Here is a 14537-nt window from a genome sequence, read left to right as displayed (position 1 = left end):
AGATCAAATTAGATTTATTTACTCGATTTTGCTCAACGAATTAATTGTTTGACTTACTCATTCGTTTTTCCAATTTTGCAAACAGTATGTAAAGTCCAGGAATGATTAAAAGACCAAATACGGTTCCGATTAACATTCCGCCCGCAGCAGCAGTTCCGATCGAACGGTTACCAATTGCACCCGCACCAGAAGCGATACAAAGCGGAATCAATCCTGAAATAAAAGCAAAAGAGGTCATCAAAATTGGTCGGAAACGAAGTCTGGCTCCTTCAATCGCGGCTTCGACAATATCACGTCCGAGTTTGTTTTGCGCCATGGCGAATTCGACAATCAAAATGGCATTTTTGGCGAGCAGACCAATCAGCATGACGAGTGCTACTTGCGCGTAAATGTTATTATCCAGTCCGACCATCACAAGTGCGATGTAAGAACCGAAAACTCCAACCGGAAGACTTAATAATACTGGGAAAGGAAGCAATAAACTTTCGTATTGTGCAGCAAGCAATAAGTATACAAATAGTATACAAAGCGCAAAAATGTAGATGGTTTGGTTTCCTGATAAAATCTCTTCACGTGTCATACCAGACCATTCTAATTCAAAACGGCTAGGCAGTTTTTCTGCAGCAATTTTTTCAACAGCGGCAATGGCATCTCCAGAACTGTAACCTTCGGCTGGTTCACCGTTAATCATAGCCGACATGTACATGTTGTAACGCGTTAAAACTTCTGGTCCGTAAACTCTTTCTAATTTAATGAAAGTAGAAAACGGAACCATTTCGCCTGCATCATTTTTCAAATACATATCCAAAATACTTTCTGGATTTTGACGGAATTGTGGACTTGCCTGAACCATTACTTTATACATTTGAGAGAAACGAATAAAGTTGGTTGCATAAAAAGAACCTAACATCGTCTGCAAAGTGCTCATGGCATTGTCTACCGAAATTCCTTTTTTCGCTGCCAAATCATAATCAATGTGAATTAAATATTGCGGGAAAGTAGCATCAAAACTCGAAAATGAGTTCTGAATTTCTGGCGAAGCATTTAATTCTTTTATGAATTCTTTGGTTACTTTATCGGTATTGGTAATGCTTCCTCCAGATTTATCCAGCAAACGAAGCTCGAAACCACTGGTGTTACCAAAACCAGGAACGGTTGGCGGTGCAAAAATCTCGATTTGTGCATCGGTAATGTTTTTTGTTTTTTCGGTAAGTTCCGCCATAAACTCGGTAACCGAAATATCACGTTCGCTCCAGTCTTTTAAGTTGATCATTCCCATTCCGTACGAAGCTCCCGCGATTTCGGTTACAATACTATATCCCGCAAGAGTCGTTACGTTGTCGACACCTTTAATTCCTTGAGCAATTTTGGTTACTTCGTCCAAAGCTTTTTCGGTACGTTCTACGGTTGCTCCCTGAGGTGTTGTAACACTCACGTAAACCATTCCCTGATCTTCAGTAGGGATAAATCCTGACGCTAAGAATTTGGTTGTTCCCCAAGTTAATACGCAAAAAAGTACTAATAAACCAACAGTAACGGTGTTGCGATCAGCAAATTTCACCAATACTTTGATGTATTTTGAGGTAATGTTGTCAAACCAATGATTGAATCTATGGAAGAAACGGTCTAATAATGATTTTTTCTCTTTGTTAGGATCATGCGCTTTTAGCATAATCGCACAAAGGGCAGGAGTAAGCGTAAGGGCATTAATACCCGAAATCACGATACTAATTGCCATTGTCAATGAGAACTGCCTGTAGAAAACTCCAACAGGACCACTCAAGAATGCAACCGGAATAAACACGGCAGCCATTACAATCGTAATTGCGATAACGGCACCTGTAATTTCTTTCATGGCACTAATGGTAGCTTCCATTGGCGACATATGTTCTTCGGAGATTTTTACGTGAACGGCTTCGACGACGACAATCGCGTTATCGACCACAATTCCGATGGAAAGTACCAAAGCAAAAAGCGTCAGCAAGTTAATCGAGAATCCCATCATCGACATAAAGGTAAACGAACCAATAAGCGCTACAGGAACTGCTAATACTGGAATTAAAGTCGATCTCCAATCTTGAAGGAAAAGGAAAACGACGAATGCCACCAAAATAAAAGCTTCAACCAATGTTCTCAAAACTTCATGAATCGAAGCGTCAAGGAAACGCGAAACGTCGTACGCAATGTTAAATTCCATTCCAGGAGGAAAAGAAGAGACTTTCAATTCAGCCATTTTTTCTTTTACGCTGGCAATAACTTCAGAAGCGTTAGAACCCGGACGCTGTTTTAGCATGATCGATGCCGAAGGTTTTCCGTCGGTTTTAGAAACCATTCCGTAACTCATCGCACCAAATTCAATTTTCGAAATGTCTTTCAATCTTAAGATTGTTCCGTCTGGATTGGCTCTCAACGGAATTTCTTCGTATTGTTTTGGTTCAAAGAATTTTCCGCCGTACTTAATTACGTATTGAAGCTGATTGTTCATTTGTCCTGAACCTTCACCGACTTTACCCGGCGCGGCAGAAATGTTTTGTTTTTGAAGTGAATTAATAACTTCATTTGCTGAAATATTATACGAAAGCATCTTTTGTGGATCTAGCCAAACACGCATCGAATATTCTTTCTGCCCCATGATTTCGGCACGCCCGACACCATCAATACGTTTTAATTCCTGAAGGATATTAATATCGGTAAAGTTGAAGATAAACTGCTCATCCTGAGTTTTGTCGGTACTCGTAATGTTCAAGTACATTAACATACTGTTTACCTCTTTTTCGGTTGTAACTCCGGCACGAATTACCTCTTCTGGAAGTTCATCAAGAATCGTGGTAACTCTGTTCTGCACGTTTACGGCAGCCAGATCGGGATCGGTTCCTACTTCGAAGAAAACCTGAATTAAAGTTAAACCATCGTTGGAAGTTACGGTTGACATATACGTCATTCCGGGAACTCCATTTATGGCTCTTTCTAACGGAAGGGCGACGGCATTGGCCGAAACTTCTGCGTTTGCTCCTGTATATTTTGCTGTAACGGTTACAGACGGTGGTACAATGTCTGGGAATTGGGTAATAGGAAGCTGAAACAACGCCAGCAATCCTAGAAGGACTATCATAACCGAGATGATTAATGACAATATTTTCCTCCTGATAAATAGCTCTATCATTTTAAATGTTTTAGATAAATAATTAAATAACTGTTTTACAGATCGATAATCTACATTTGTTTCATGTTGATTTTATCGCCGTCTCTCAATGATTGCGTGCCTTCTTGCACGATTAGGTCGTCGCTTTTTAGACCTTCGTTCAAGATATACACATCATCTAGAGTCGTTTCGATTGTAACATTTGTCATTTTAACTACTCCATCTTTGTTCACGCGGAAAACGTATTGTTTGTCCTGAATAGAAAAAACTGCTTTCTGCGGAATTAAAATTGCATTGGTTTTGGGTTCTGAAATAATCAGTTTTCCAGAAGTTCCATGTTTGATAAATCCTTGCGGGTTATGGAATTTTGCTTTGTATTGAATAGAACCCGTTTGTCTGTCGATTTCTCCATCGGCAGTTCTTAATTCTCCTTTTTGATCATAAACTTGTCCGTTTGGCAATACCAATTTGATATCGCCATGCGTGTTTAAAGTTTTGTCTTCCATCATTTGGAAATAGGTATTCTCAGGAATTGAGAAATAAGCGTAAACGTCGTCCAATTGAGAAACAGTGGTCAATAATGAACCGTTTTCAACTAAACTTCCTTCTTTGAACGGAATACGGTCAACTGTTCCGTCAAATGGAGCGCGAATTGTGGTAAAGCTAATTTGTTGGTTGATAGCTTTTCTTTCGGCAACTGCGTGTGCTACTTTCGCGGAAGCAGCTTCATATTTTGCTTTAGATAATTCTAATTCTTTATCTGCAATTACTTTTTTATTGAAAAGGGTTTGAGCCTGTTCCAATTCTACCGTTGCAATTCTTAAATCGGCTTTTGCACTTTTGTAAACGGCTTCGGCTTTTAGCAATTGAATCTGAAGTTCAACGTCGCTTATTTTAAAAAGGATCTGTCCTTTTTTTACTTTTTGTCCTTCGCTAACGTAAACTTTGTCTAATAAACCAGGAATGCGAACGTGAATTTCTACATTGTTTTTAGCATGTACATCGGCAACAAATTTGCTCGAAACTATGGTGTCTTTTAGAGTTACCTTATAAACAGGAACTGTTTTTATGTTGTTTAAATCTTTTTTTGCTTTATCTCCGCACGAGACTAAAACGAATAAAGCCAAGGTGCATAAAAGGAATGGATTTTTATAAATGCTCATCATTAGGTTTAAATTTTTGAATAAATAGATGTACTCCCTTGATACTAATATATCGGGAGTCTGAATTTGGATTTTGAAAATAATAAGGCGTACAGATGCTTCTCTTTTTGAAAAAGTACCGTTTTAGAGAAATGTTTTTATAGCAATATCAGCTCAATCACATACGTAAATGAGGTATTGTTCCAGAATACTAGAATATAAAAACGACGAAATTTTGCAGCCTAGAAAAGTTGGTACAAATGAAGATGGGGATGCCTTTCGATATGGTATATTGAAGCTATACCATAGATTAAGCTTTCTTTATAAAGCTTGAAATTAACCAAATTGCTGAAATACGGAGCTTTGATCGTACTTTGTTCTAAAGTAGTCGCTCTGCATTTCATTTTCTTTTTGAGCTTATAATGAACTTCTAAATTTTTAGAAGAAGAAAAGTCGGAAGAAAAAATCTGCGTGTCGTCTGCGGCAACGCTATCTAAAGTAATACAGCTGCTGAAAGTATAAATCGGCGAATACGTTTCGGTGCCTCTGAAAAAACAAAGCAACGAAAGTAGAACGATATATATGAACTTAGTGGGTTTCATACAACTACAGCAGGAATTACAATTTTGGTCCTTAAAAAGTGGGGTTAATTATTCTTTAAAGTGCGCCAAATATAGTAATTTGAAAAATAAGGTTTCTTAAAATTATTCTAAAAACTATGAGATTTAAAAATTTGATAATAATTGGGGTTGGTTTTTAGAGGGTTGATTATTTTTGTTTCGCTATAAGTTATTATGTAAATGATTTATGCTTAATGTATTTTGAAAAAGCTGATATTTAAGTAGTAGATTTTAGATTTAAAATTAATAAATCTCTATACTTGTATTCATTTTAAAGTTAGAGACTTTCTAGATGCTTTTGTTTTTTAAAAGCGTTTAAGGTGGCGCAAAGTCAGAGACATTTGCGCAGCGTTAGCAGGGAAGACTTCGGAGAGCTGGGGGCTTATACTTGGCAACTTAATACTATTGGTGCTCCAGTAAATATTCCAGCATATGATTCTTATAGAATCGAAGTTGGACTTTGGAATAAATTATTAAATGGATTTAATTAATTATGAATAAACTTTATATAGCAGTTATAGTTGTAATTTGTTTAGCATTTACACAAAACAGAAATGATTTTGATTTTAAAATATTAAATAAATCTCTAAAAGCAGGTGATTCTATAATGTTCGATATTAAAAATAATACGAAGGAAAGCTATTGTTTCTTAATTGATATTTCATTCTCTTGTGTAGAATATCCAGAATATTATTATAAGAATTCTTTTTTTTCACCTATGATTGAATTGTACAATAAAGATAATATGCAAGTGAATGAATTAATATTTACAAATAACGGTTCAACTGATTTTAGTAAAGATGAAAAATCAAATGGTTTCAATAAGATTTTAGGGATTAGTAGAAGTATATGTGGGAATTTAAAATTATTTACAATTAAACCTAATGAAATATTACATTTTAAAATTCCGTTAAGTTTTGTTAACTATTTAGACGATAATACTTTTAAATATTATGTGTTAAAACGAAATGAGTATTATTTACAAATAAATTATTTACAAGGAGAAAAATTTATTAATGAAAGATTGTCTAAAGAAAAACGAGATTCTATTTCTAATAAAGGAATAAAGTTTTTTAATGGTCAATTAAAATCAAATAGGGTTAAATTAAAAATTAATGTGGAAGAGTATAATACTGCTTTATTAAAATTAAAAAAAAATTAAGTTGGTTTATAAATTTTAGTAACGTTGAAAATGTATAAAGTTTAGTAATATAAACATATCGGGCTCTCGATCTGCAAAGAGTTCTAAAACTGAAAAGCTGCGCAAATGTCTCTAGACTTTGCGCATTTTTTGTCTTAGAATTTCTAAACGTAATAAAAGTCTTCGGCTTTTTACGATGACATCTTAAAAAGTAAAATCACTCCACAATACTAGAAGAATCCTTAATCTCAAAATCAGCATATTGCCAAGCAGTATCAAAAGAGGTTTTAATTTGTAAAGCCTCTTTTTCTTTTTTCTGTAGCGTTAGAGCATTATAAAGTCCGATTAAGGCGAAGCCATTTTTTGGAAGCGTTTGTAAATCTTGTCTGTAGATTTTTTCAGCTTCGGCATATTTTCCAGCTTTTAGTAAAACAGTTCCTAAATAATGTCTAACGGAGAAAAACCAATCTGGCGGTTCGTTGTAGTTTAATTGATCTTCAATTGCTATTGCTTTGTTTAAAAGAACAATCGCTTTATCCAGATTATTCTTTTTTGCTTCAACTCCTGCTGAAAGAACATTGGCAGAAATCTGAACAAGATCATACGTGGTATTGATATTCCAAATGGTAACTTCTTTTAAGGTTTTGTCTTTGGCTAATTGGTTCAGAGAAGCAAGCTGTTTTTCGGCATTGACAATATCATTTTTCCCGAGATATGCCATTCCTTTGGCATAATGCCAAATCGCGTTTGGATATACGAGATCATTTTTAGGTTGCGAAATCTCCATAATTTTATCCCACATCGAGAATTTTACAGCGATATAATACGGAATGCTATAATAATGCTGTAAAGTTCCCCAGCCAGCTTCGCGCATGATTTTAGGTGACATATGTTGCTGTAATATTTGTGCCGATTCCCAAGCTAATTTTGAATTTCCTTCTAAAGCCGCTGTAGCCACTAAAAAATGATAATTGTGCGGATAATAGGCTAGAGGATAAGCGCCTTGTGCATTACAGGCAGTGGAATACAAACTATCAATTCGAATCGCTTCAATGTTGGAAAGCGTGCCTTCATGATAATCTCCTGTTCGAATGTAAATATGAGATGGCATATGCACCAAATGTCCCGAACCCGGAACTAAAGTTTCTAGTAATTTAGCACTTTTAAGTCCATTTTCTGGATGAGTGGAAGCTTCCACAGCATGAACCAAAAAATGATGCGCGCCAGGATGCTTCGGATTTTTTTTAATTAATTCGTTTAAAACAGCCAGTATTTCTGGAGTCCATTTTTTAGGTATTCCAGTGCTTTTTTCATACAAATCCCACGGATGGAGATTCATTTGAGATTCCGCGTAAAGCGCACCAATATCTGGATCTGAAGGAAACTGAGTATATACTTTTTTCATTGCTTCGGCATACGCTATGTCAAGCGGTTTTCTATCAGCAGGAGGATTTTTAGCATAGCGAACTAATAATGCATCAATCATAGCGATTTCTTTAGGAGAACACTTGGCAGAAAGTTTTTTAGCTTTTTGAGCCGCGTCATAAGCACGCTGAAAATTATCTTCTTCCATTCCAGCATTGTAATTGGGACCTAAGACATAAGCAAAACCCCAATACGCCATAGCGCAATTCGGATCTAAACGAGAAGCTTCGTAAAAGGATCTCGCAGCTTCAGCATGGTTGAATCCGTACGCCAACATCATTCCTTGGTTGAAATATTCCTGTGCTTCTGGATTATTGGTTGTAATTTTAAAATTCACACCATCAAGACCTTTAAACTTTGGCGCTTTTTTGTTTTGGCTGTACCAATCTTTATCGTTCGTTTTCGGAATGTAACAGCCTTGTGTGGCATTAACTTTAACAGATTTGGGCTCTGTGTTTTTATCTTTACAACCAACCAAAAGAAGAAAAACACCAATTAGGAAGTAATTATATTTCATCGCAAAATGTAATTAAAATTGGATAATCAGTGTAAAAGCTTTGTAAGTAGAATGATTTAGATGATTCGGAGAGTATTAAACAAAATTAAGTAAAAAATGAATGTGATTTGTTTAAATTATTGTTTTTCAGTGTTCTATGGTTTTTGTGTGCTTTGTCTATATTTTAAAGTTTCACGCAGATTAAAAAAGATTTAAGCCGATTCCGCGGATTTTTTTTTTAAATTTCATCTGCCATATCTGCGAGAGAGAAAAATAAAAAAGTTATGCATTGGCTACAAAGTTTACTCCCGCAGATCTAGCAGATTCAGCGGATTTTTTTCTTTTTAAAATTTTATCTGCCATATCTGCTAAATCTGCGAGAAAAAAAATAAAAAAATCTGTGTTGATTTGCTTAAATCTTTTTAAAATCTGCGTGAAACAAAAAAAGGTTTATACTTTTCAGCATAAACCTTAGTTTCTATAGTTATAAAACAATTTCTTAGTTTGTCCCGGCAGCAACTTTATCTACCAAAAACAATAATTCGCCAGAAACGGGTTTAATCAATTGCATTGGGTATAAAGTCGGATTGTATTCGCCAGTTGTCACTTCTTTCAAAGCGTGAACTTTCTTTTCTCCAAAAGCCACTACAACAATTTTTGCCGCTTTATTGATTAGTGGAGCAGTAAGTGTAATACGATACATTTTTTGTGGAGCTAAATAATAAGCATCAACCCATTTAGTTTGCTCCTCTAGAACTGCTTCGCCTGGGAAAAGAGAAGCCGTGTGTCCGTCGTCTCCCATTCCTAGTAAAATCAGATCAAATTTTCCTTCTTCGCCTAAAATAGTTCTAATAGACTTTTCGTATTCAGCGGCATAATCCTCAGGAGTTACGCCATCTTTGTACATTTCAAAAATGTTCTCTTGCGGAATAGGAACATGGCTCAATAAAGTTGAATAAGACATTTTTGCATTACTCAAATCATCATTTAACGGAACCCATCTTTCATCACCCCAAAAAATATAAACTTTGCTCCAGTCTATTTTGTTTTTGTAAACATCAGAAGCTAATAATTTGTAAATTCCAGCAGGAGAAGAACCTCCTGTAAGAACAGCTGTAAATTTGCCTTTTGCAGCAATTGCTTTCTGAGCCGATTCTACAAAAAGATCTGCAGCTGTAGTATTAATTTCTTCTGTATTATTATAAATCTGTATCATTTAAAACTTCTTCTTTTGTTTGTGTATTCGGAATCCATTTGTGGCCTTGACGCGCCAACAATTCGTCAGCTTCTTCTGGTCCCCAGCTTCCTGCTTTGTAATTTGGGAAATTCTTAGGAGCAGTTGTTTTCCAAACTTGCTGAATCGTATCAATTGCATCCCAAGCTTCTTCCACTTGATCCCAACGCATAAATAGAGTAGGGTCTCCTAAAAGTGCATCTGCAATTAAGGTTTCGTATGCTTCTGGCGACATGGTTGAACAAGCAAAATAATCAAAAACCATTTCAGCAGGTCTTAAAGACATTGATAAACCTGGTTTTTTGGTCATAAACTGCAGTTTAATGTCCATTGAAGGCTGAATGTTGATAATCAGTCGGTTTGGTGTCATTCCTTCTTTTCCATAAGAAAATGAAGAATGCGGAACTGGTTTAAACTGAATAATGATTGAAGATTGTTTTTCTTCCATTCTTTTCCCAGAACGCAAATAGAACGGAATTCCTTGCCATCTCCAGTTGTCCAAATAGATTTTCATTGCCACATAAGTTTCTGTATTAGAATCTGGTGCAATGCCTTTATCCTGACGATAGCCTGGAACTGGAACTCCTTTTATTTCACCCGCATCGTATTGACCTCTTACAATATAATGATCAACTTCTTCCGGTTTAATACGACGAATTGACTTTAAAACATCTGCTTTTCTATTACGAATGTCATCAGCATTTAAAGAAGCAGGAGCTTCCATAGCCGTCATGCATAAAATCTGCAGCAAGTGATTCTGAATCATATCTTTTAAAGCGCCAACACCTTCGTAGAATCCGCCACGTTCTTCAACGCCGACTTCTTCTGCAACGGTAATTTGCACGAAATCAATAAAATTACGGCTCCATAATGGCTCAAACATCGAGTTTCCAAAACGGAAAGCCAAAATATTCTGAACCGTTTCTTTTCCTAAATAATGATCGATTCTGTAAATCTGCTCTTCTTTGAAAGTTTGCGAAAGCATTTCATTCAACTCGATTGCAGAAGCTTTATCGTAACCAAAAGGTTTTTCAATAATAATACGGTCTTGCTTTGGATTTGCCGCCAGACCAATTTTCTTGATATTGCTCGAAATTGTCGAAATAAAAGAAGGCGTAATCGAAAGATAGAAAAGACGATTAGAGCGTTCGCCAAAAGCCAGATCAAAATTGTTGATTTTCTCGTTTAATCCGATGTACGATTCTTCTTTGTCAATGTCAAGACTGTGGTAGGTAATGTGCGAAAGAAACTTTTCTGTCTCAGGATCATTAACCCCTTTTCTTCTTGAAAATAAATTTAGATTTTCTGCCACATAAGCGCGAAAATCTTCATTGGTTTTTTCAGCTCTTCCAAGAGCAATAATCTGAAACTGTTCAGACATACGTCCGTCAAGATACAGATTTTGAAAAGCGGGAAAGAGTTTTCTCTTTGCCAAGTCTCCGGTTCCTCCAAAAATAACAATGATGGTTGGATTCTTTAGTTTATTTTTAGTCATTGTGTGGTTTAGTTGTGTTGCTTTATGTTGTTATTCAGTCCATTGTGTATGGAAAACGCCCTCTTTGTCGATACGCTCGTAAGTATGCGCTCCAAAATAATCTCGCTGTGCCTGAATTAAGTTAGTTGGAAGATTAGCAGAACGGTAAGCGTCAAAATACGATAATGAATTCATTAATCCTGAAACCGGCAATCCTTTTTGAACTGCAAACTGAATAACCGCTCTCATTCCTGATTGGTTGTCTACTAATTTTGAAGCGATTCCGCCATCCAAAAGTAAGTTTGGCAAATCTGCTTTTGCCACGTATGCTTTTCTGAAATCTTCTAAAATTGTCGCACGAATAATGCATCCGCCACGCCAGATTTTAGCAACCGTTTCCAGATTTAATCCGTAGTTGTATTCTTTAGAAGCCGTGTGAAGCTGAGCTAAACCTTGAGCATAAGTTACAACGATAGAAAAAAACAAAGCCGATTTTAAAGCAGCAATAGCTTCGCTTTGAGAAACGTTTGTTTCATCAGCATTCCAAACTAATTTCTTAGCTGCTTCAATTCTTTCAGGTTTTGTTTTAGACATATCACGCATGTTAACTGCTGCGTCGATAGTTGGAACTGGAACTTGTAAATCCATTGCATTTTGCGAAGTCCATTTTCCTGTACCTTTAGATCTTGCCCAATCTGAGATTTTGTTGATTAATTGCGTTCCGTCTTCATCTTTTTGTTTTAAGATGTTTCCGGTAATTTCAATCAAATACGATCTTAAATCATCTGTCTGATTCCATTCAGCAAAAGTTTTCTGAATCGTTTCATCATCCAATTTATAACCTCTTTTCATTAAGTCATAAATCTCAGAAATCAACTGCATGATTCCGTATTCAATTCCGTTGTGAACCATTTTTACGTAGTTTCCAGCAGAACCGTTTCCTAAATATTCAACGCAAGGTTCGCCGTCTACTTTTGCTGCAATCGCTTCAAAAATAGGACGAAGTCTTTCATAAGCTTTTTGATCGCCACCCGGCATCATAGCAGGACCTAAACGTGCTCCTTTTTCACCTCCAGAAATTCCCATTCCGAAGAAGTGAATTCCTTTTTCAGACAGTTCCAAAAATCTTCTGTCAGTATCTGTAAAATAAGTGTTTCCGCCGTCGATAATGATGTCTCCTTTATCCAAGTGAGGCAATAAACTAGCGATAGCGCTGTCAACTGGTTTTCCAGCAGGAACCAATAACATAATCGCTCTTGGCTGCTGAATAAGCTCCACAAAATGTTTTACATCTGTCGTTGCTTCAATAGTGTGATTGGCGTCGGCTTCTTGTTGAAGTGAATTGACTTTTTCGGTGTCTAAGTCTAAACCTGCAGCCGCAAAGTTATGGCTGGCGATATTTAAAAGTAAGTTACGGCCCATTACACCGAGTCCTACAATTCCAAAATCAAATTTGCTCATAGTTTTCAATTAACTAAATTATTAGAAGAAATGTTTTAGCAGCAAAAAGTAAGAGAAAGTATGGTAATTCTTTTTCATTCAATGTTTTGCAGCAAAACAATGGTTATTTTAATCTTACATTTCAAAATGTAGACCGCTAAGTTAGAGAAAAATGCTGAAAAATGAGGGGTAAAATCGTTCACTTTTGGTCTTTATTGTGATACTTTTTATGTGTAAAAATTACGCTTATTATTGCTGTTTTTCAACTAAATCGTTGTAATACTGCTAATGCCATTTGCGAATACTTTTTTTTAAAGCAGCTTCATGTTAGTAAGAAAAAAGAAGTAAAAAATTATAAAAATGATTATTGAAAATATATGAATTGAGGTATTTTTGAAAACTCAATTATTGGATCCAAGATTTGATTCATTAAATTATCATATCCCTTTTATATGCCAAGTAACGCAAAGCTTGTTTTCACAGTCATTTTCTTTATCATTTCGAGCATCTTTTTTAAAGTAAATGCGCAGTCCATATTAGAAAACGAAATATCTGTTCATGCAGACAAGAAACCATTAAGCAATGTTTTGGATTTAATGGAAGAAAAAGGAAGTTTTAGATTTGCGTATTATGGCAAACTGGCTGTAAAAGATAGCATCGTTAGCATTCATGCTGATAATACTTCCATAAAAGGAGTTTTAGACCAGTTGCTGGGGGCCAAATATGAATATAAAGAATCTCCAGGATATATTATTGTGCGTTACGCTCCTTTAGAATTGGCTCTTGTATTGGAGAAAAATACCGTTATGAGTGACGGACAGCAAATTGTAATCGGTTATATTATAGATACAAAAACGAACAATCGCCTTGAGAATGTGAGTGTATTGGAGAAAAATGCACTGCTGTCTACATTGACCAATAAAGATGGTTTTTTTGAACTTCGATTAAAAAATGCACCTCAAGCCATAGAATTGACAGCAGTTAAGGAGAATTATAAAACGGTGACGATGGTATTTCTTTCTGAAATTAAAATTCAGATGGGAGACAAGAAGAATAAAACAGATTATATTGATGGTGATTTTTCTGAAATTGAAAGATCAGGAATTGGCCGTTTCTTTATTTCTTCCAAACAAAAAATACAAGCGCTCAATCTGGGCGGATTTATTTCTAAAGTTCCCGTGCAGGCTTCTTTAATTCCGAGTATCAGCACGCGAGGAATGCTGAATACGCAGATTGTCAATAATTTTTCGCTAAATATATTAGGAGGTTATAATGCTGGAGTTCGCGGATTAGAAATGGCTGGACTTTATAATATTAACCGTATGAATGTTGATGCGCTTCAAATGGCCGGAATATTTAACACCGTTGGAGGATCTGTAAACGGAATTCAGTTAGCCGGAATCTATAATAATGTTTTTGGCAATTTAAGAGGATTGCAGATAAGCGGTATTCATAATAGTGTGAAAGGTTCGCAAGTTGGTTTGCAAATGGGGGGTATCTATAACAATGTATATAAAGACTCAAAAGGGCTTCAAATTGCAGGAATTAGCAACACTGTAAAGGGGTCGCAAAACGGATTACAGTTTTCAGGGATTTGCAATATCGGAAAAGACACAGTGCGTGGTGCTCAAATTACTGGACTTTTTAATTATGCTAAAGAATTACAAGGAGTCCAATTTGGATTAGTCAACATTACAGATTCGCCTTCTGGTTATAGTTTTGGTCTCTTAAACTTTAAAAAAGACGGTTACAAGAAAATCAGTGTTACAAGCAACGAAATTTCAGATATTAATCTTGCTGTAAAAACAGGAGATCATAAAATGTATACTATTTTGATGGCGGGAAGAAGCGATCGAAAAGACGAAGAAAATCTTTTTTCTTTTGGAATTGGACTAGGAAAGAACATTCCGTTAGGGAAACGCTTCACTTTTAATCCCGAATTTAGCACACAGTATCTTTATTTAGGAAATTGGGATATCTATAATTCCTTATCCAAATTTGATTCCTCTTTTTCTTTTCAATTGTGCAAAGGCGTAGCAATATCCGCAGGTCCTTCTCTGAATTTTTATTGGTCTGAGAAACAAGATAAAGACGGTAATTTAAATACTTCGACATTTGTTCAAGATCGTACTAAACACTCTACTATAATCAAAAATAACAGCAAAGATATTCTGGGATGGATAGGATGGAGTTTTGGATTGACTTTTTTCTAGGAATTTCTAATGATTTCCGAACGATGTGATTATTCTCTTTAATGCTTAAACTTTGACTTTCTTGTCGAATAATTTTAAACACATAGAGACATAGATTTTTTTTAACCCTTAAAGAGAAAAAAAGAAACTAGTTTCTAACACATAGTAACTATGTGAATTAATGAAAGTGAAACGCCTTTTATACGCAATCTGCATCTATGTTTCTATGTG

At 35.7% G+C, this 14537-nt stretch carries 10 protein-coding genes; 3 read left to right on the top strand and 7 right to left on the bottom strand.

Annotation, left to right across the window (positions count from 1 at the left end):
- Window positions 1-40: 40 nt before the first annotated feature.
- From NU08_RS08810 to NU08_RS08800, 3 genes are all read right to left on the bottom strand, one after another.
- Window positions 41-3163: an efflux RND transporter permease subunit gene (locus tag NU08_RS08810; RefSeq protein ID WP_129746772.1), complete on the bottom strand. Its 3123-nt coding sequence runs from the start codon at window positions 3161-3163 to the stop codon at window positions 41-43.
- Window positions 3164-3213: 50 nt separating this feature from the next.
- Window positions 3214-4308 carry an efflux RND transporter periplasmic adaptor subunit gene (locus NU08_RS08805; protein WP_242502516.1) on the bottom strand — a complete coding sequence of 365 codons (1095 nt, stop codon included), beginning with the start codon at window positions 4306-4308 and terminating at the stop codon, window positions 3214-3216.
- 218 nt (window positions 4309-4526) lie between these two features.
- On the bottom strand, window positions 4527-4886 hold the full coding sequence (locus NU08_RS08800) for a hypothetical protein (protein WP_129746771.1): 360 nt from the start codon (window positions 4884-4886) through the stop codon (window positions 4527-4529).
- A 338-nt stretch (window positions 4887-5224) separates the two neighbouring features.
- Between NU08_RS08800 and NU08_RS22300 the strand changes: the two genes are divergently transcribed.
- Window positions 5225-5395, top strand: a complete 171-nt coding sequence (locus NU08_RS22300; RefSeq protein WP_165352438.1) for a hypothetical protein — start codon at window positions 5225-5227, stop codon at window positions 5393-5395.
- A gap of 2 nt (window positions 5396-5397) precedes the next feature.
- Complete coding sequence (locus NU08_RS08795) at window positions 5398-6066, top strand: hypothetical protein (protein WP_129746770.1); 669 nt, start codon at window positions 5398-5400, stop codon at window positions 6064-6066.
- A gap of 196 nt (window positions 6067-6262) precedes the next feature.
- Here NU08_RS08795 and NU08_RS08790 read toward each other — a convergent pair whose 3' ends face one another.
- The 4 genes from NU08_RS08790 to gndA all read right to left on the bottom strand — a co-directional run bounded on the left by NU08_RS08790 (window position 6263) and on the right by gndA (window position 12135).
- Window positions 6263-7987, bottom strand: a complete 1725-nt coding sequence (locus tag NU08_RS08790) for a tetratricopeptide repeat protein (RefSeq protein ID WP_129746769.1) — start codon at window positions 7985-7987, stop codon at window positions 6263-6265.
- 478 nt (window positions 7988-8465) lie between these two features.
- On the bottom strand, window positions 8466-9182 hold the full coding sequence (pgl, locus tag NU08_RS08785; RefSeq protein ID WP_129746768.1) for a 6-phosphogluconolactonase: 717 nt from the start codon (window positions 9180-9182) through the stop codon (window positions 8466-8468).
- Window positions 9166-10695 carry a glucose-6-phosphate dehydrogenase gene (gene zwf / locus NU08_RS08780; RefSeq protein WP_129746767.1) on the bottom strand — a complete coding sequence of 510 codons (1530 nt, stop codon included), beginning with the start codon at window positions 10693-10695 and terminating at the stop codon, window positions 9166-9168. The genes pgl and zwf overlap by 17 nt, the downstream gene beginning before the upstream one ends.
- Window positions 10696-10725: 30 nt before the next feature.
- Complete coding sequence (gndA, locus tag NU08_RS08775; RefSeq protein ID WP_129746766.1) at window positions 10726-12135, bottom strand: NADP-dependent phosphogluconate dehydrogenase; 1410 nt, start codon at window positions 12133-12135, stop codon at window positions 10726-10728.
- A gap of 431 nt (window positions 12136-12566) precedes the next feature.
- On the opposite strand from gndA, the gene NU08_RS08770 reads away from it, so the two are divergent.
- Window positions 12567-14327: a hypothetical protein gene (locus tag NU08_RS08770; RefSeq protein WP_129746765.1), complete on the top strand. Its 1761-nt coding sequence runs from the start codon at window positions 12567-12569 to the stop codon at window positions 14325-14327.
- Window positions 14328-14537: the final 210 nt, after the last annotated feature.

Origin of the sequence: Flavobacterium anhuiense, assembly GCF_004151235.1 — a bacterium.
Taxonomy (GTDB): Bacteria; Bacteroidota; Bacteroidia; order Flavobacteriales; family Flavobacteriaceae; genus Flavobacterium; species Flavobacterium anhuiense_A.
The sequence above is the reverse complement of the archived record's forward strand: the minus strand, read 5'-3'. Positions and strand labels throughout refer to the sequence as shown.

Coding starts and splice junctions, on each gene's coding strand:
- NU08_RS08810 (WP_129746772.1), bottom strand. CDS start 3,163: ATGATAGAGCTATTTATCAGGAGGAAAATATTGTCATTAATCATCTCG.
- NU08_RS08795 (WP_129746770.1), top strand. CDS start 5,398: ATGAATAAACTTTATATAGCAGTTATAGTTGTAATTTGTTTAGCATTT.
- gndA (WP_129746766.1), bottom strand. CDS start 12,135: ATGAGCAAATTTGATTTTGGAATTGTAGGACTCGGTGTAATGGGCCGT.
- zwf (WP_129746767.1), bottom strand. CDS start 10,695: ATGACTAAAAATAAACTAAAGAATCCAACCATCATTGTTATTTTTGGA.
- NU08_RS08770 (WP_129746765.1), top strand. CDS start 12,567: ATGCCAAGTAACGCAAAGCTTGTTTTCACAGTCATTTTCTTTATCATT.
- NU08_RS08805 (WP_242502516.1), bottom strand. CDS start 4,308: ATGATGAGCATTTATAAAAATCCATTCCTTTTATGCACCTTGGCTTTA.
- NU08_RS08800 (WP_129746771.1), bottom strand. CDS start 4,886: ATGAAACCCACTAAGTTCATATATATCGTTCTACTTTCGTTGCTTTGT.
- pgl (WP_129746768.1), bottom strand. CDS start 9,182: ATGATACAGATTTATAATAATACAGAAGAAATTAATACTACAGCTGCA.
- NU08_RS08790 (WP_129746769.1), bottom strand. CDS start 7,987: ATGAAATATAATTACTTCCTAATTGGTGTTTTTCTTCTTTTGGTTGGT.